Raw genomic sequence first — 17,646 nt, forward strand, 5'->3', positions numbered from 1 at the left:
CCGATGGCGGCGAACATGGATTACGAACAGGCCGGCGAGCTGAAGTTCGGCCAGGTCGGCATCGCCAATCTCCGGATCCGCCGGCTCGATCTCGACAAGCTCGAAGCCGAGATGGCCGAGCGGGTACGGCGCGCGCCCAGGCTGTTCGCCCGGGCGGCCGTGATCCTGGATTTTGGCGGGCTGAGCCCCTGCCCGGACACGGCCACCACCCGCGAGCTGATCCAGGCCCTGCGCCGGGCCGGGGTGCTGCCGGTGGCCCTGGCCTACGGCACCCGCGAGGTCGAGGCCCTGGCGGAGGCGGTGGAGCTGCCGCTGCTGGCCAAATTCCGGGCCCAGTACGAACGGAGCGACCAGGCCGGTGGCGAAACGCCGGCGACCGTGTCGCCGCCCGCGGGCGCCGCCGCGGCGGCGTCCGCGCCGCCCCCCGAGGCCCGGGCGGCGCCGGCGCCGCGGGCGCAGGCCGGCCTTCTGCACCTGCAGCCGGTCCGCTCCGGACAGCAGGTTTATGCCCAGGACCGCGATCTGACCGTCTGCGCCACCGTCGGCGCCGGCGCCGAGGTCATCGCCGACGGGTCCATCCATGTATACGGCGCCCTGCGCGGCCGGGCCCTGGCCGGCGCCTCCGGCCTGGCCTCGGCACGCATCTTCTGCCGTGAGTTCCATGCCGAGCTGGTGGCGGTGGCCGGGCACTACAAGGTGCTGGAGGAAATCCCCCGGGAACTGGTCGGCAAGGCCGTGCAGATCCGGCTCGAGAATGAGAAGCTGCTGATCGAGCAGCTCGACTGAAAGGACGTCAGGAGAACGACATTGGCTGAAATCATCGTGGTGACCTCGGGCAAGGGCGGCGTCGGCAAGACCACCACCAGCGCCTCGCTCGCCTGCGGCCTGGCCAGGGCGGGCAAGAAGACTGCCGTCATCGATTTCGACGTCGGCCTGCGCAACCTCGACCTGATCATGGGCTGCGAACGGCGGGTCGTGTACGACTTCGTCAACGTGGTCAACGGCGAGGCCAGCCTCAGGCAGGCCCTGATCAAGGACAAACGCTTCGACAACCTGTTCGTGCTGGCCGCATCGCAGACCCGCGACAAGGACGCGCTCACCAGGGAAGGCGTGGAGAAGGTGCTCAGGGACCTGGGCGAGGACGGCTTCGACTTCATCGTCTGCGACAGCCCGGCCGGCATCGAGAAGGGGGCTTTCCTGGCCATGTACTTCGCCGACCGGGCCGTGGTCGTGGTCAATCCCGAGGTCAGCTCGGTGCGTGATTCCGACCGCATCCTCGGCCTGCTTGCCAGCAAGACCCGCAAGGCCGAGGCCGGCGAGCGCGTGCGCGAGCACCTGCTGCTGACCCGCTACAGCCCCAGGCGGGTCGAGGCCGGCGACATGCTGTCGATCAAGGACGTGCAGGAAATCCTCGGCCTGGACGTGGTCGGCGTGATCCCGGAGGCGCCGGAAGTGCTGCAAAGCTCCAACGCCGGCGTACCGGTGATCCTGGACGAGGCCTCGCCAGCCGGCCAGGCCTACCAGGATGCGGTCGCCCGCATCCTCGGCGAGGACCGGCCGATGCGCTTCACCACCGTCGAGAAGAAGGGCTTCTTCTCCAAGATGTTCGGGGGCTGAGCCATGGGCCTGTTCGATTTCCTGACCCAGCGCAACCGCAACACCGCCAGTGTCGCCAAGAACCGTCTGCAGATCCTGATCCAGCAGGAGCGGCGCATGCGCAACGCACCGGACTATCTGCCGGTGCTGCAGCGCGAGCTGCTCGAGGTGATCCGCAAGTACATCAACGTGGAAGCCGAGGCGGTGAAGGTGGACCTGCACCGCGACGGCGACGCCGAGCTGCTGGACATCTCCGTCACGCTGCCGGACAAGCCGGCGGCCGCCAACGGCTGAGACATGGCGGGCGACCCCGCCCCGGCCGCGGTCGCCGCCGCTTCACCGTCGCCAGGCCGCGCAGAAACGCCGGCGGGGGACGGGCATTCCCCGGGCGGTGCGGTGTCGGCCGGTAGCCCGCCAGGCTCCCCGGCGGTGCTGCGCCTGGCCGACGTCGGTTTCGAGGCGGCCACCGCCCTGCTGGCCGGTTACGGCCTGCGGCTGGAGCGCGTGCCCGAAGGCCGGCCGATCCCCGGCAGCTACTGGGGCGAGTGCGAAGCCGGCCTGATCGGCAACACCGTCTACGCCCGCGCCGACACCCCGGTGCATTCCCTGCTGCACGAGGCCTGCCACCTGATCGTGATGCCGGCGGAGCGACGCGCTGCCGTGCATACCGACGCCACCGATTCGGTGGCGGAGGAGGACGCCGCCTGCTACCTGCAGATCCTGCTGGCGGATCGTTTGCCCGGCGTCGGCCGCGAGCGGCTGATGGCCGACATGGATGCCTGGGGCTACAGCTTCCGGCTGGGCAGCGCCCGCGCCTGGTTCGAAGGCGATGCCGAGGATGCCCGCGCCTTCCTGGCCGGGCGCGGGCTGCCGTCCTGAGGCGGCGCCGGCCCCGCATGCGCCCTGTCGGTGGGGCGGGCGGCGCGGTTCTCGCTTGCGCCGGGCCCGGCGGGGGGACTAGCCTGCGGACCGCATTCCCGCACCATCAGCCTGGAGTGAACCCGTGAAATACCACCGCGCCCTGCTGGCGCTCGCCGTTTCCGCCGGCTTGTCCGGCCTGGCCGCCTGCACCCCCGCCGACGACAAGTCCGCCGATGCCCGGCCGGCCGAGAGCGCCGACGAATTCATCGCCCGCGTCAACAAGACCCAGAAGGAGATGACCCCTGAGATCACCTCCGCGTTCTGGCTGTCCTCCACCTACATCAATGCCGACAGCCAGCGGGTCGCCGCCGCCGCCAACGAGCGCGCCCTGGCGACGACCAACGGCTTCATCGAGCAGGCCAAGTTGTACGACGTGAGCGCGCAGAAGCCGGAAACCGCCCGCGCCCTCACCCTGATCAAGGTCGGCGCCTCGATGCCGGCTCCGCGCGATCCGGCAAAGCTCAAGGAACTGACCACGATCGCCTCGGGCATGGAGGCCGCCTACGGCGCCGGCAAATGGTGCGTGGACGGCGATTGCAAGGACATCGGCCAGATCACCGACATCCTGGCCGACATCGAAGGCCACAGTTACGACCAGCTCAAGGCCGCCTGGGAGGGCTGGCACACCATCTCGATCCCGATGCGCAAGGACTACCAGCGCTTCGTCGAGCTGACCAACGAGGGCGCCAGGGAAATGGGTTACGCCAACACCGGCGAAGTCTGGCGCGCCGGCTACGACATGCCCGCCGAGGACTTCCAGGCCGAGGCCGACCGGCTGTGGGGCCAGGTCGAGCCCCTGTACGAGCAGTTGCACTGCTACGTGCGCGGCAAGCTCGAGGACAGGTACGGCGAGCGCGGCCAGGTGGACGGGATGATCCCGGCCCACCTCACCGGCAACCTCTGGCAGCAGGACTGGTCGAACCTCTGGCCTCTGGTGCAGCCCTATCCGGACGCCGGCAGCCTGGACATCAGCGCCGCGCTCAAGAAGCAGCGCGACGCCCTATTGGCCGAAATGGTCGCCGAGGCCGGCGGCATGTCGAAGCTGACCGCCGCCGAGCAGGTCGAGCTCGAGCGCAAGGCCGACCGCGAGATGGCCGTGCGCATGACCAAGCTGGCCGAGAGCTTCTACACCGGCCTGGGCATGCCGGCCCTGCCCGAGAGCTTCTACACCGACTCGATGCTGATCCAGCCGCGTGACCGTGACGTGGTCTGCCACGCCAGCGCCTGGCCCATGAACACCGAGGGCGAGGTGCGCATCAAGATGTGCATCAAGCCGACCGAGGAGGAGCTGACCACCATCTACCACGAACTCGGTCACATCTATTACTACCTGGCCTACAAGTCGCAGCCGCCGGTGTTCCAGAACGGCGCCCATGACGGCTTCCACGAAGCCATCGGCGACACCATCGTGCTGTCCATGACCCCGGAATACCTGGCCTCGATCGGCCTGGTGGACAAGCCGCTGCTCAGCCAGGAAGCGGTGATCAACGCGCAGATGCGCATGGCCCTGTCCAAGGTGGCCTTCATGCCCTTCGGCCTGCTTATCGACCGCTGGCGCTGGGGAGTGTTCGACGGCTCGATCAGCCCCGAGAACTACAACCGCGCCTGGTGGGAGCTGAAGGCGAAGTACCAGGGCGTGGCCCCGGTCGAGCCGCGTGGCGAAGAGTTCTTCGACCCCGGTGCCAAGTACCACGTGCCGGGCAACACGCCCTACACCCGCTACTTCCTCTCGCACGTGCTGCAGTTCCAGTTCTACAAGGCGCTGTGCGACGCCGCTGGCCACGAGGGCCCGCTGTACACCTGCAACTTCGCCAACAGTTCCGAGGCCGGCAAGCGCTACTGGGCGATGATGGAGCGGGGTGCCAGCCAGCCCTGGCAGCAGACCCTCCGCGAGCTGACCGGCGGCGAGCAGATGGACGCCTCGGCGGTGCTGGAGTACTTCCAGCCGCTGCAGACCTGGCTGCAGGAGCAGAACCAGGGCAAGGACTGCGGCTGGATGCCGGCCGGTTCCTGATCCCGCGAGCGTCACCGTGCGGCCGGCGGTACCATCCGCTGGCCGCCCGACCGGAACCCGCATGAACTCCGCCCTGCCCGACCCGCTGGCCCCGCAGGACCTGGCCCAGGCGACCGCCCTGGAAGCGGCCTTTTACCTGGGCGAGGAGATGCTGGCCCGCGACCGGCGGGCGGTGTTCGCCCGCAGCTGGCAGCTGGTGGGCCACGAGAACAGCCTGGCCGGCGTCGGCGACCACCTGGTCACCGACCTGGCCGGCCTGCCGGTGCTGGTGGTGCGCGACAGCCAAGGCGTGCTGCGGGCCTTCCACAATGTCTGCCGGCATCGCGCCGGCCCCTTGGCCACCTGCAACGGCAAGGGCGCCAAGGCCCTGCGTTGCCAGTACCACGGCTGGACCTACAGCCTCGAAGGCGTGCTGCGCAGCGCCCCGGAGATGAAGGGCACCCCCGACTTCGAGCCCTCCTCGGTCCGCCTGCCCGAGCTCCGCGTCGGCCTGTGGCAGGGCCTGGTCTTCGTCGGCAGCGAGGGCGCGCCCGATTTCGCCGACTTCAGCCGCGGACTGGACGAACCCCTGCGTTCACTGTCACCGCGCGGCTACCACTTCCATTCGCGGGTGCGCTACGAAGTGGCCTGCAACTGGAAGGTCTACTGCGACAACTACCTCGAGGGCTATCACGTCCCGCACATCCATCCGGGCCTGAACCGGCTGCTGGACTACCGGCAATACCTGACCGAATGCGGCGACTGGTTCAGCTACCAGTACAGCCCGCTGGAGAGCGAGGCCGGCCTGTATGGCGACGGCGACGCGCTGTACTACTTCATCTATCCCAATACCATGCTCAACCTGCTGCCGGGACGGCTGCAGAGCAACCGGGTATTGCCCCTGGGCCCAGACCGCTGCCTGGTAGAGTTCGACTACTACTACGCCGAGGCCGAGACCGGCGCCCGCGAAGCCCGCTTCCACGCCGACCATGCCTTTGCCCACCAGGTGCAGGACGAGGACATCGCCATCTGCGAACACGTGCAGCGCGGACTGGCCTCCGGCTCCTACCGCAGCGGCCGGCTGAACCCGCACCGCGAGAACGCCCTGCACCACTTCCACGAACTGCTGCGCGCCGCCTATCGGGCCACGCCCTGAACCGCCCGGACGGCCGCGACGCATTCACTCCGCGGGGCCGAACGTGCCCCGGCGCGCTCAGGCGTGGGCGATCCGCGCCCGGTACAGCCGCCACAGGCTCCAGGCCGTGAGGGTGAAGCAGGCGGCACCCAGCGCCATCGCCAGGCCGTCATGGCTGAGCAGCGGCGAGAGCACGCCGGCGATCAGGGCATTCGACAGCAGGCCCATGAACGCCTGCATGGACGAGGCGCCGCCGCGCTGGCGCGGATACATGTCCAGCAGGGCCAGGGTGACGATCGGGAACACCAGGGCGATGCCGAAGGCGCCCACTGCCGTAGGCAGGACGGCCCAGGGCAGGCTGGGGGCCTCCGCCAGCAGGTTGTAGACGATGTTGTAAAGCGCAGCCGCCCCGCAAAAACCGAACCCCCATTCGACCAGACGGGTGCCGGGGATGCGGCCGGCCGCCTTTCCGCTGACCCAGGCACCAAGCATCATGCCGCCGATGGTCGGCACGAAGAACCAGCCGAAATCCTGTTCTCCAAGCCCAAGAAGATCCATCACGAAGGCCGGGGCCGAGGCGATGTACAGGAACAGCGCGCCGAAGTTGGCGATGCCGGTCAGGGCCAGCAGCTGGAAGCGGCCGTTGCCCAGCATTTCCCGGTAGCCGGCCAGGATCGGCCCCAGCCGCAGCGGCAGGCGCTGCTCGGGCGGGTGCGTCTCGGGCAGGCCCCAGGCCGTGACCGCCGCCAGCGCCGCGCCGAACAGGGCCAGGAACCAGAAGATGGCGTGCCAGTCCGCAACGCCCAGGATCCAGCCGCCGATGATCGGCGCGATCGCCGGCGCCACGCCGAAGATCATCGACACCTGGCTCATCAGGCGCTGGGCGTCGTCGCCCTGCAGGCAGTCGCGGATCACCGCCCGGCCGACGATCAGGCCGACGCCGGCGCACAGGCCCTGTAGCACGCGAAAGGCCAGCATCGTGGGCAGGTCCTGCGCAAGCGCCGCGCCCACCGAGGCCAGGGCGAACATCAGGGTGCCGGCCAGCAGCACCTTCCTGCGGCCGATCGCATCGGAGATGGGACCGTGGAACAGCGACATCGCCGCATAACCGATCAGGTAGGCGCTGATGGTCTGCTGCATGGCCAGCTTGCCGGCGCCCAGGTCGGCCGCCATCACCGGAAAGGCCGGAAACACGGTGTCGATCGAGAACGGCCCGAACATGGCCAGGCCCGCCAGGATCAGGGCCAGGCGGGCACGGGGAATGGCGAGCGGGCTGTTCATCGGCAAGATCGCGACGCGGGAAGCCCGGCAGCGTACCCCCAGGCGTGCTCCGGCCCTTGAACACCGCCCCAACGGGGCGCACGGCGAGGCGGCGCCGATCCGGCGCCGATCCGGCGCCGGCCTGGCGCCGAAGCTCGCGGCCGACGCGGCGCCGGCACCGGCGGCGATAGAATGTCGAACCCGCTTCCCGCACGACCTTGCTCCACATGACCGAACCCGCCCGCCCCGCCTTCCACGGCTTCGAGCAGATCCCGCTGCGCGAATACGCCGAACGCGCCTACCTGGACTACTCGATGTACGTGGTGCTGGACCGCGCCCTGCCCTTCCTGGGCGATGGCCTGAAGCCGGTGCAGCGGCGCATCGTCTACGCGATGAGCGAGCTGGGCCTGGGCGCCGCCGCCAAGCCCAAGAAGAGCGCCCGCACCGTCGGCGACGTGATAGGCAAGTTCCATCCGCACGGCGACAGCGCCTGCTACGAGGCCCTGGTGCTGATGGCCCAGCCGTTCTCGTACCGCTACCCGCTGATCGAGGGCCAGGGCAACTTCGGTTCGCCGGACGATCCCAAGAGTTTCGCCGCCATGCGCTACACCGAGGCCAAGCTCACGCCCATCGCGGAGGTGCTGCTGGGCGAGCTGGGCCACGGCACCGTGGACTGGAATCCGAACTTCGACGGCACCCTGCAGGAGCCCGGCTGGCTGCCGGCGCGGCTGCCGCACCTGCTGCTCAACGGCACCACCGGCATCGCCGTCGGCATGGCCACCGACATCCCGCCGCACAATCTCAACGAGGTGGTCAGCGCCTGCGTGCGCCTGCTCGAGGATCCCGACGCCAGCGTCGCCGACCTCTGCGAGCACGTGCGCGGCCCCGACTACCCGACCGGCGCCGAGATCATCACCCCGGCCGCCGAGCTGCGCGCCATCTACGAAACCGGCGGCGGCAGCCTGCGCGCCCGCGCCAGTTGGGTGCGCGAGCACGGCAACATCGTCGTCACCCAGCTGCCCTACCAGGTCTCGCCCTCGAAGGTGATCGAGCAGATCGCCCAGCAGATGCGCGCCAGGAAGCTGCCCTGGCTGGAGGACGTCCGCGACGAATCCGACCACGAGAACCCCGTGCGGGTGGTGCTGGTCCCGCGCAGCAACCGGGTGGACGTCGAGGCCCTGATGGGCCATTTGTTCGCCACCACCGACCTGGAGAAGAGCTTCCGGGTCAACTTCAACGTGATCGGCCTGGATGGCCGCCCGCAGGTGAAGAACCTGCGCGACTTCCTCTCCGAGTGGCTGCAGTTCCGCACCGACACTGTCATCCGCCGTCTGCGCCACCGCCTGGAGCGCGTCGAGCGCCGCCTGCACCTGCTGGAAGGCCTGCTGGTGGCCTTCCTGAACCTAGACGAGGTGATCCGCATCATCCGCAGCGAGGACGAGCCCAGGCCGGTGCTGATGCGGCGCTTCGGCCTCAGCGAGGAGCAGGCCGAGTACATCCTGGAGACCAAGCTCAGGCAGCTGGCCCGCCTGGAGGAAATGAAGATCCGCGGCGAGCAGGATGAGCTGGGCAAGGAACGCGAGCAGATCACCGCCACCCTCGGCAGCAAGGCCAGGCTGCGCAAGCTGGTCAAGGACGAGCTGCTGGCGGACGCCAAGAAGTTCGGCGACGCCCGCCGCTCGCCCCTGGTCGAGCGCGAGGCCGCCCAGGCAATGAGCGAGACCGAACTGGTGCCCAGCGAGCCGGTCACCGTGGTGCTGTCGAGGAAGGGCTGGGTGCGTGCCGCCAAGGGCCATGACGTGGACGCCGCCGGCCTGAGCTACCGCGAGGGCGACGGCCTGCTGCAGGCCGCCCGCGGCCGCAGCACGCAGCAGGTGGCCTTCCTGGATTCCACCGGCCGCAGCTATTCCACCCTCGCCCACAGCCTGCCCAGCGCCCGCGGCAATGGCGAGCCGCTGAGCGGCCGCTTCAGCCCGCCGGCCGGCGCCGGCTTCGTCGGCCTGGCCGTGGCGGACAGCGACCAGCGCTACCTGCTGGCCTCCAGCCATGGCTATGGCTTCGTCACCCGCTTCGAGAACTTCACCGGCCGCAACAAGGCCGGCAAGCAGCTGCTCAACGTCGGCGAGGCCGAGGTGCTGGCGCCGGTGCCCGTCACCGACCCGGCCGGCGACCGGGTGGTGGCCATCACCAGCACCGGCCACCTGCTGGCCTTCCCGGTGACCGAGCTGCCCGAGCTGGACAAGGGCAAGGGCAACAAGCTGATCCAGATTCCGCCGGCGAAGCTGAAGGCCGGCCAGGAGAAGGTGGTGGCCGTCGCCAGCGTCCGCGAGGGCGGCGAGCTGACCATCTACAGCGGCCGGCAGAAGCTGGTGCTGTCCTGGCGCGACCTGCAGGCCTACGAGGGCGCCCGTGCCAGCCGCGGCCACATGCTGCCGCGAGGATTCACCAAGGTGGATCGGGTGGACAGCACTTGAGGAACGACATTCGCGGGTGGATCGGCGCCTCCGGCCGGAGCTGTCCCGCCACGGCTTTGGGCTGGCAGTGGCTCTTTGCCAGACCAATCATGGCCGTCGTAGCATCGACCGGCCTCCACCCCTTGATCATGATCGGTAGCTGAGGGCTCATGCGGGCGATCCCGGAAAGCAGGCAGTCATCCTCTGGCTCACCGGCCCCCGCGCCATCCATTGCCCGCTTTGCCCTGCGCTTGCTGGCCGTCCTCGTCATCCTCGCCGCACTGGCGGTGCTGACGGCCCTCTGGCTGGCGCGGGGCAGCCTTGCACAGCTTGACGGCGAACGTGCCCTGTCCGGCCTGTCGGCGGCGGTGAGCATCGAACGCGACGCCCTGGGCGTGGCGACGATAGATGCCGCCAACGAGGCGGACGCCGCCCGCGCCCTGGGCTTCCTGCACGCGCAGGAACGCTACTTCGAGATGGACCTGATGCGGCGCGCCGCCGCTGGCGAGCTGTCCGAACTTTTCGGCCCGCTGGCCCTGGAGCGCGACCGGGAGGTCCGCCTGCACCGCCTGCGCGCCCGCGTCGGCCAGTACCTGCCGGAGGTGGCCGGCGACCGCCTACCGCTGCTGCAGGCCTATGCCGAGGGCGCCAACGCCGGCCTGGCGGCACTGGACAGCAAGCCCTGGGCCTACTGGCTGCTGGGCGCGGAACCGGCGCCGTGGACGCCGGAAGACACCGCCCTGGTCGGCTACGCCATGTTCTTCGACCTGCAGGACGAGATGAACTCGCGCGAGCTGGCCCTGTGGCGCATCCGCCAGGTGCTGCCGGCGCCGCTGTACGCGCTGTTGGCGGTGGACGGAAGCGAGTGGGACGCGCCCATGCTCGGTGGGCCGCGCGGCAATGCCGTGCTGCCCGGCGCGGACGAAGTGGACTTGCGCGCCCTGCCCGCCCCCGATGACGGCGGCGACTATCCGGAAGCCGAACCGGCGGCACCAGGTAGCAACAACTTCGCCGTCGCCGGCGCGCTGAGCGCGCACGGCCATGCCATCGTCGCCAACGACATGCACCTGGGCCTGCAGGTGCCGGCCCTGTGGTTCCGGGCCCGCCTGCGTTACGCCGATCCGGCCGCCCCCGACGGCCGGGTGGACGTCACCGGCTTCACCCTGCCGGGCATCCCGGCGGTGATCGTCGGCAGCAACGGCCACATCGCCTGGGGCTTCACCAACAGCTACGGCGACTGGGCCGATTTCTACCGCGTGCGCTGGCTGGACCAGGACCGGCTGCGTTACCGCGTGCCCGGGGGCGAGGCGGTGGCGCGCACCGAATCGGAATGGATCGAGGTCAAGGGCGAAGGTCCCGTCGAACTCAAGGTCACCGAAACCCGCTGGGGACCGGTGACGGTGGAGCTGGACGACGGCAGCTCGCTGGCCTTGCGCTGGGCGGCGCAATTGCCGGGCGCGCTCAATTTCGGCCTGGCCGGCATGGCCCGTGCCGGCAGCCTGGACGAAGGCCTGGCGGTGGCCGACCTCGCCGGCATTCCCGGCCAGAACCTGGTGATCGGCGACCGGGAGGGCCGCATCGCCTGGCGCCTGACCGCGCAGATACCCGAGCGCGCCGGCGACTGCGACCCGCGGACGCCGCTGGAACCGGAGCAGGCCTGCCGCTGGGCCGGCTGGCTGGCGCCGACGGAAAACCCCAGCCTGGTGGACCCGGAAAGCGGCCGCGTCTGGACCGCCAATGCCCGCGTGGTGGACGGCGCGGCCCTGGCCCTGGTCGGCGACGCCGGCTACGCCAACGGCGCCCGCGCCAGACAGATCCGCGACGGCCTGTTCGCCCGCGACCGCTTCAGCGAGGCCGACCTGCTGGCCATCCAGCTCGACGACCGTGCCCTGTTCCTGCAGCGCTGGCATGGGCTGCTGCAGGAAGCGGCGCGGGCATCCCCGAATGCCGACCTGCGCGCCCTCGCCGAGGCGGCGCGCGACTGGGAAGGGCGCGCCATGCCCGAGGCGGTGAGTTACCGGCTGGTACGGGCCTGGCGCCTGAGGCTGATCGAGCGCCTGCGCGAAGGGCTGCTGGCGCCGGCGATGGTGGCCCTGGGCGAGGACTTCGTCATGCCCGACCTGCCGCAGTTCGAGGCGGTGGCCTGGCCGCTGCTGCAGGAACGGCCCATGCATCTGCTGCCGCGCCGCTACGACAGCTGGGAGGCGCTGCTGGCCGAGGCCGCCGGCGACGTGCGCAGCGAACTGGAGGCCCTGGGCCCGCTGCACGAGCGCACCTGGGGCGAACGCAACACCGCCCGCGTCTGCCACCCCCTGGCCAATGGCCTGCCGGGCTTCCTGCGCGGTCCGCTGTGCATGCCGGCCGACCCGCTGCCCGGCGACGGCAACATGCCGCGGGTGCAGGCCCCGGCCTTCGGCGCCAGCCAGCGCATGGTGGTGGCGCCGGGCCGCGAGGCCGAAGGCCTGGCGCACATGCCCGGTGGCCAGAGCGGCCATCCACTGTCACCGTTCTGGGGCGCCGGACATGCCGACTGGGTGGCCGGCCGGCCCTCGCCCTTCCTGCCTGGCCCGGCGGTCCACACCCTGAGACTCCGCCCGGAAATGTGAACTGGTTCACAGTTTCGGCATGAATGGATGACAACCGTCACGATTTCGGCCATAAACGGCCCACGCCCGACTGCTCCGTCGGGCGGCGGACCGGCAGGTCGCGTGCAGGGGGAGCGACCTATCGCAGCCTTCAAACCGCTGAGGTAGGTGATGGACACGATGATTACGATGCTGACGCTCTGGCGCCGGTGGATGCTGGCCCGCCAGGCCGAGGTGGTGCGCAGGGCCGTTTCCGGCCTCACTCCCGAACAACGCCGGCAGACGGCCGATCAGACCCTGGCCGAGATCCAGGCGGCCGCCTGCCTGCCCATACCGCATCTGCACGGTGACACCCAGCAATCGCTGTACCAGCCCTGGTCGCCGGTGGCGAGCCGGGCGGCGCAGCGCGCCACCGACCGCTCCGTGCAACTGCGCCAGCGCGGCATCGCCCTGTGGCTGGCGGTGGTCTACCACGAAACCCGCCAGGCCCGGGACCCGGGCCTGCAGGCGGTGCACCGCAGCGTGCTGGGCATCCTGCGTGAGCTGCGGGAGACGGTGAAGGCGCAAGCCCCGGCCGAGCAGGCCTGGTTCAACGCCGCGGCCTGAACCGCGGCGACCGGAAGAAGCGGAGGGTCAGGCGAGCAGCAGGCGCTCGGCGAGTTCCCGGTACAGCATGGGGAGATGCTCGAGTTCCGCCACCGCTATGCGCTCGTTGGCCTTGTGGATGCTGGCATTCACGGGACCCAGCTCCACCACCTCGGCGCCCAGGGGCGCGATGAAACGGGCGTCCGAGGTGCCGCCACCGGTGTTTTCCTCCGGCACGATGCCGCCACAGGTGGCGGCGATGGCGGCCCGCGCCGCCGCCCGCAGCCGGCCTTCCGGCGTGAGGAAAGGCTCACCGCCGCGATGCCAGCGCAACTCGAAGTCCACGCCGTGCCGGCGCAGCGTCTCCTCGACCTCCCTCTGCAGCGCCTCCGCCTGCCAGCCGGGGTTGTAGCGGAAGTTGAACAGCAGCTCGCAGTGCCCCGGGATGACGTTGTTGGCGCCGGTGCCGGCGTGGATGTTGGAGATCTGGAAGCTGGTAGGCGGGAACTCCGGGTAACCCGGGTCCCAGCGCCGGGCACACAGCTCGGCCAGGGCCGGCATCAGGTCGTGGATGGGATTGCGCGCCTTGTCCGGATAGGCGACATGGCCCTGGATGCCCTTGGCCAGCAGGGTACCCGAGAGCGTGCCGCGGCGGCCGACGCGCAACAGGTCGCCCAGGTGCTCCTTCGACGAGGGCTCGCCGGTGACACAGTAGTGCACAGGCTGGCCGGTTTCGCGCAGATGCTGGGCGACACGGCGCACGCCGTCGATGGCATCGCCCTCCTCGTCCGAGGTCAGCAGCAGGGCGACGGTGCCCGGGTGGCCGGGATGGGCGGCGACGAACCGCTCCAGCGCCACCAGCATGGCGGCGACGCTGCCCTTCATGTCGGCGGCGCCACGTCCGTACAGCCAGCCATCGCGCTCGACCGGTTCGAACGGGTCGCTGTCCCAGGCTTCGCGCGGGCCGGGCGGCACCACATCGGTATGGCCGAGGAACAACAGCACCGGGCCGCCCTCGCCGTGACTGGCCCAGAGGTTCTTCACCGCACCGAAGTCCAGCTGCCGGCACCTGAAGCCGGCCGCCTGCAGGCGCGCCGACAACAGGGCCTGGCAGCCGGCATCCTCGGGCGTCACCGAGGGCCGGGCGATCAGTTCCTTCGTCAGCCGCAGAACATCGCTCACTTGCGGACCCCGAAGCGGGCCTTCCAGGCATTGTCGGTGAAACCGACGCTGACGGTGCCGTCATCGGTGACCAGCACCGGTCGCTTCACCAGTTGCGGGTACTCCTTCAGCAGCAAGGTCCATTCCGGATCGCTGCCGGGAGACTTTCTCGCTTCGGGCAACTGCCGCCAGGTGGTTGAGGCCTTGTTGACCAGCTTCTCCCAGCCGCCCAGTTGGGTGGCCCAGGACCTGAGCGTCTCCGGCGGCACCCGGTTCTCGCGATAGTCCACGAAACCGAACTCGACGCCGAAGCGCTGCAGCCAGTTGCGCGCCTTCCGGCACGTATCGCAGGTGGCCAAGCCGTACACCGTTACCATTGCTGGGTTCCTGTCGGTATTGTTCTGACGCGGATGAACGCGAATAAAGCCTCATGGTCTGTGCTCGTCCGCGTTCGTCCGCGGCGAGAAACTACTCCACGGCACCACGCAGCAGCTCGTTGACCGAAGTCTTGGCCCGCGTCTTCGCGTCCACCTGCTTGACGATGACGGCGCAGTAAAGCGAGTAGCGGCCATCGGCGGACGGCAGCGAGCCGGACACCACCACGCTGCCGGCCGGCACCCGGCCGTAGCCGATCTCGCCGGTCAGGCGATTGTAGATGCGGGTGGACTGGCCGATGAACACGCCCATGCCGATCACGCTGCCCTTCTCCACCACCACGCCCTCGACGATCTCGGAGCGGGCACCGATGAAACAATCGTCCTCGATGATGGTCGGGCTGGCCTGTAGCGGCTCGAGCACCCCGCCGATGCCGGCGCCGCCGCTGATGTGGCAGTTCTTGCCTACCTGGGCGCAACTGCCGATGGTGGCCCATGTGTCCACCATGGTGCCGGCGCCGACATAGGCGCCGATGTTGACGAAGCTCGGCATCAGCACCACGTCCTTGCCGATGTGGGCGCCGGCACGGACGACCGCACCGGGCACGACGCGGGCGCCGAGCTTGTGGAATTCGGCCTCGTCGAAGCCTTCGAAGCGCAACGGCACCTTGTCCCAGTACGGCGCCGGCTCGGCCTCGACCAGATGCATGTCGTTCACCCGGAAGTACAGCAGCACTGCCTTTTTCAGCCAGGCATTCACTTCCCAGCCCTTGGCGCCGGGTACCGCCACCCGCCCCTTGCCCGATTCCAGCAGGGCGATGGCCTCTTCCACCGCCGGCCGGGTCGAGCCCTCGATCTCCGCCGCGGTCAGGGTGGCGCGACGCTCGAAGGCATCCTCGATGATCGCCTGAAGTTGTTCAGTGCTGGGCTTTTTCCTTGCCATGTCCGCCGTCTCCATCCACGCAGGCGACGATCGCCTCGCGCAAGCTTTCCAGTCTGGCCTGCTCGCCGATGGCACGATCGCGCTCGTCGGTCAGCAGGAAGAAGTCTTCGACCCGCTCGCCGAAGGTGGCGATGCGGGCATCGTGCACGCGCAGCCGATGCTGGCGCAGCACCTGCGCCACCTGTGCCAGCAGACCGGGCTGGTCGGTACAGACCAGGCTCATCCGGGTACCGCTGCCGTCGGCCAGATGGTCGAAGCCTACCTGTACCGGCACCCGGAAGTGGCGCAGTTGACGCGGGGCCGCCCGCCGCGACGGCCGCACCCGGGCCGGATCGCGCAAGGCGGCGCGCAGGGCTGCCGCCACCTGCGCAGGCTCCGGCGGTGTGCCCTGCGGCGACATCAGCTGGAAGCTGTCCAGCGCGTGGCCGTCGCTGGAGCCCAGCACCCGCGCCTCCAGCACGTTCAGCCCCAAACGGTCGAAGGTGGCGACGATGGCCGCGAACAGGCCGTCCCGGTCCGGCGTGCGCAGGAAGGCTTCCAGACCGCCGCCGGCGGCATGCGGGCGTACCAGCACGATGGTTTCCTCACCGCCGGCACCGGCGATGCCGAGCGTTTGCCAGGCTATCTGCTCGGGCCGGTAGCGCAGGAAACCGACGTCCGGGTAGGCCGCCCAGATCCGCTCCACCTCCTGCCTGGACAGGCCCTCGGCCAGCAGCCGCTCCATTGCTGCCGCCCGGGTCTCGGCAACGATCTCGTTGGCATGCACCGGGTTCTCCAGGCCACGCCGCAGGGCGAAGCGGGTGGCCGCGTACAGGTCGGCCAGCAGCCGGTCCTTCCAGGCGTTCCACAGCTTGGGACTGGTGCCGGCGATGTCGGCACAGGTCAGCAGGTAGAGGTAGTCGAGATGCTCGCGGTCGGCCACCTCGCGGGCGAAACGCGCCACCACGTCCGGGTCGGAGATGTCCTGGCGCTGGGCGGTCACCGACATCAGCAGGTGCTTCTCCACCAGCCAGGCCACCAGGTCGGTGTCGGCCTGCGGCAGCGCGTGCGCCTCGGCGAAGGCACGCGCGTCCACCGCACCCAGTTCGCTGTGGTCGCCGCCGCGGCCCTTGGCGATGTCGTGGAACAGGCCGGCCAGCAGCAGCAGGTGCGGCTTGCGCAGCCGCGGCAGCACCTCGTGGGCCAGGGCGAAACGCGGATCCGGGCCGCGGGCGAAGCCGTCCATGTGCGCCAGCACGGTCAGCGTGTGCTGATCCACGGTGTAGACATGAAACAGGTCGTACTGCATGCGCCCGGCCACCTGGCCGAAGGCCGGCAGGTAGCGGCCCAGCACACCCAGCCTGGCCATGCGGGTCAGGGTCGTCACCGCCGCCGGGCCCTGCAGCAGGGCCATGAAGGCCTGACGGGTGGCCGCGGGCTGTTCGCCATAGGGGCGGATCGCACCCAGCGATTCGCCCAGGGCGCGGGCGGTTTCCGAGTGCAGGCCGCGCGCCAGCGGCGCGCCGGCCCAGGCGGCGAACAACTCGATCATCGGCGCCATGCCGGCGCGCAGGCGTTCGGGTTCGCGCATGGCGAGATAGCCATGGCGCAATTCGTAGCGTTCGCCGACCGGTTCGGGCAGTTCCTCGCCAGCCAGTTGTTCCTCGAAGCGCTGCAGCAGGCGGTCATTGATGCGGATGACGGTGGCGGCAGCGCGGAAGAAACCTTGCATCATCTGTTCGACCGCCAGGTTGTCGCGGCGTTCGTCGCGCAGGCCCAACAGGGCCGCCAGGGCCTTCTGGTGGTCGAAGCCCAGGCGCTCCTGGCGCCGCCCGGCCAGCAGGTGCAAACCGAAGCGCAGCCGGGCCAGCACCCGCCATTCGCGCTCCAGGCTGGCGCACTCGTCCTCGCCCAGCAGGCCCAGCGGCACCAGGGCGCGCAGGCCGGGCACGCCGTACAGCCGCATGCCCATCCATGTGACCGTCTGCAGGTCGCGCAGCCCGCCCGGGCCTTCCTTGATGTTGGGCTCGAGGTTGTAGGCGGTATCGTTGAAGCGGGCATGCCGCTGCATCTGTTCGGCACGCTTGGCACGGAAATAGTCCGCGGGCGGCCACAGCCCCGGCGGCGCCAGGGCCGCGGCCAGGGCAGCGGGCATGGCCGTATCGCCTGCCAGCAGGCGGCTCTCCATCATCGCCGTCAGCACAGTGATGTCGGTGCCGGCCGCTTCCGCGCACTGGGCCAGCGAGCGTACGGCGTGGCTGGTGGCCAGGCCGGCATCCCACAGAAGGGAGAGAAAACGGCCGATGGCGGCCTCGTGGGCCTGCTGGGCCTCGGGCTCTCCCAGCACCAGCAGGTCTATGTCCGACTGCGGATACAGCTCACGCCGACCGTAGCCGCCGGTAGCCAGCAAGTGCAGCGGCGCGTCCTCCGGCAGGCACAGCCGCCAGGCCGACAGCACCAGGGCATCGGCATCGGCGCAGCAGGCCGGCACCAGCCGGTCCACGGCCTCTCCGGCTTCGAACCGGCGACGCAGCGCTTCCCGGCCGGCCGCCAGGCCGGTCCGGGCCTTCTCACGCCAGGCGTCCGGCGTGGCCGCGCCGGCCAGCAGGCCGGCCAGGCCGGTCTCGTGTACGGGCTGCACGGCGCTCACCGGCCGTCCCC

Annotated in this window: 13 protein-coding genes and 1 pseudogene; 9 read left to right on the forward strand and 5 right to left on the reverse strand. The window is 70.1% G+C overall.

The window, feature by feature from the left end:
* Window positions 1-3: 3 nt before the first annotated feature.
* From minC to F0415_RS01700, 6 genes are all read left to right on the forward strand, one after another.
* Window positions 4-786, forward strand: coding sequence for a septum site-determining protein MinC (minC, locus tag F0415_RS01675; RefSeq protein ID WP_149859453.1), 783 nt, complete (start codon window positions 4-6; stop codon window positions 784-786).
* Window positions 787-807: 21 nt separating this feature from the next.
* A complete protein-coding gene (minD, locus tag F0415_RS01680; RefSeq protein ID WP_149859454.1) occupies window positions 808-1,617 on the forward strand; it encodes a septum site-determining protein MinD in 810 nt (269 codons plus the stop codon).
* A 3-nt stretch (window positions 1,618-1,620) separates the two neighbouring features.
* Window positions 1,621-1,890 carry a cell division topological specificity factor MinE gene (gene minE, locus F0415_RS01685; RefSeq protein ID WP_149859455.1) on the forward strand — a complete coding sequence of 90 codons (270 nt, stop codon included), beginning with the start codon at window positions 1,621-1,623 and terminating at the stop codon, window positions 1,888-1,890.
* Between the two features lie 135 nt (window positions 1,891-2,025).
* The gene (locus F0415_RS01690; RefSeq protein ID WP_149859456.1) at window positions 2,026-2,475 is read left to right on the forward strand and encodes a hypothetical protein; all 450 of its coding nucleotides are present in this window, start codon (window positions 2,026-2,028) and stop codon (window positions 2,473-2,475) included.
* Between the two features lie 124 nt (window positions 2,476-2,599).
* On the forward strand, window positions 2,600-4,531 hold the full coding sequence (locus F0415_RS01695; protein ID WP_149859457.1) for a M2 family metallopeptidase: 1,932 nt from the start codon (window positions 2,600-2,602) through the stop codon (window positions 4,529-4,531).
* Window positions 4,532-4,592: 61 nt separating this feature from the next.
* A complete protein-coding gene (locus F0415_RS01700; RefSeq protein ID WP_149859458.1) occupies window positions 4,593-5,666 on the forward strand; it encodes an aromatic ring-hydroxylating oxygenase subunit alpha in 1,074 nt (357 codons plus the stop codon).
* Between the two features lie 57 nt (window positions 5,667-5,723).
* On the opposite strand, the gene F0415_RS01705 is transcribed toward F0415_RS01700, so the two are convergent.
* Window positions 5,724-6,926, reverse strand: coding sequence for a multidrug effflux MFS transporter (locus F0415_RS01705; protein WP_149859459.1), 1,203 nt, complete (start codon window positions 6,924-6,926; stop codon window positions 5,724-5,726).
* A gap of 206 nt (window positions 6,927-7,132) precedes the next feature.
* Between F0415_RS01705 and parC the strand changes: the two genes are divergently transcribed.
* The 3 genes from parC to F0415_RS01720 all read left to right on the forward strand — a co-directional run bounded on the left by parC (window position 7,133) and on the right by F0415_RS01720 (window position 12,549).
* Window positions 7,133-9,379, forward strand: a complete 2,247-nt coding sequence (gene parC, locus F0415_RS01710; protein ID WP_149859460.1) for a DNA topoisomerase IV subunit A — start codon at window positions 7,133-7,135, stop codon at window positions 9,377-9,379.
* Window positions 9,380-9,528: 149 nt separating this feature from the next.
* The gene (locus F0415_RS01715) at window positions 9,529-11,964 is read left to right on the forward strand and encodes a penicillin acylase family protein (protein ID WP_149859461.1); all 2,436 of its coding nucleotides are present in this window, start codon (window positions 9,529-9,531) and stop codon (window positions 11,962-11,964) included.
* Window positions 11,965-12,114: 150 nt separating this feature from the next.
* Window positions 12,115-12,549: a hypothetical protein gene (locus F0415_RS01720; protein WP_149859462.1), complete on the forward strand. Its 435-nt coding sequence runs from the start codon at window positions 12,115-12,117 to the stop codon at window positions 12,547-12,549.
* A 27-nt stretch (window positions 12,550-12,576) separates the two neighbouring features.
* Here the strand turns inward: F0415_RS01720 and dapE are convergent, their stop codons facing one another.
* From dapE to glnD, 4 genes and pseudogenes are all read right to left on the reverse strand, one after another.
* Window positions 12,577-13,710, reverse strand: a complete 1,134-nt coding sequence (gene dapE, locus F0415_RS01725; RefSeq protein WP_149859463.1) for a succinyl-diaminopimelate desuccinylase — start codon at window positions 13,708-13,710, stop codon at window positions 12,577-12,579.
* Window positions 13,707-14,066: a Spx/MgsR family RNA polymerase-binding regulatory protein gene (locus F0415_RS01730; protein WP_149859464.1), complete on the reverse strand. Its 360-nt coding sequence runs from the start codon at window positions 14,064-14,066 to the stop codon at window positions 13,707-13,709. The genes dapE and F0415_RS01730 overlap by 4 nt, the downstream gene beginning before the upstream one ends.
* A 91-nt stretch (window positions 14,067-14,157) precedes the next feature.
* Window positions 14,158-14,970: pseudogene (dapD, locus tag F0415_RS01735) on the reverse strand (2,3,4,5-tetrahydropyridine-2,6-dicarboxylate N-succinyltransferase); the annotation flags it as partial.
* Window positions 14,971-14,980: 10 nt separating this feature from the next.
* The gene (gene glnD / locus F0415_RS01740) at window positions 14,981-17,635 is read right to left on the reverse strand and encodes a [protein-PII] uridylyltransferase (RefSeq protein ID WP_246149820.1); all 2,655 of its coding nucleotides are present in this window, start codon (window positions 17,633-17,635) and stop codon (window positions 14,981-14,983) included.
* Between the last annotated feature and the right edge of the window lie 11 nt (window positions 17,636-17,646).

This window comes from Arenimonas fontis (assembly GCF_008386465.1).
In the GTDB taxonomy this organism is placed as follows: Bacteria; Pseudomonadota; Gammaproteobacteria; order Xanthomonadales; family Xanthomonadaceae; genus Arenimonas; species Arenimonas fontis.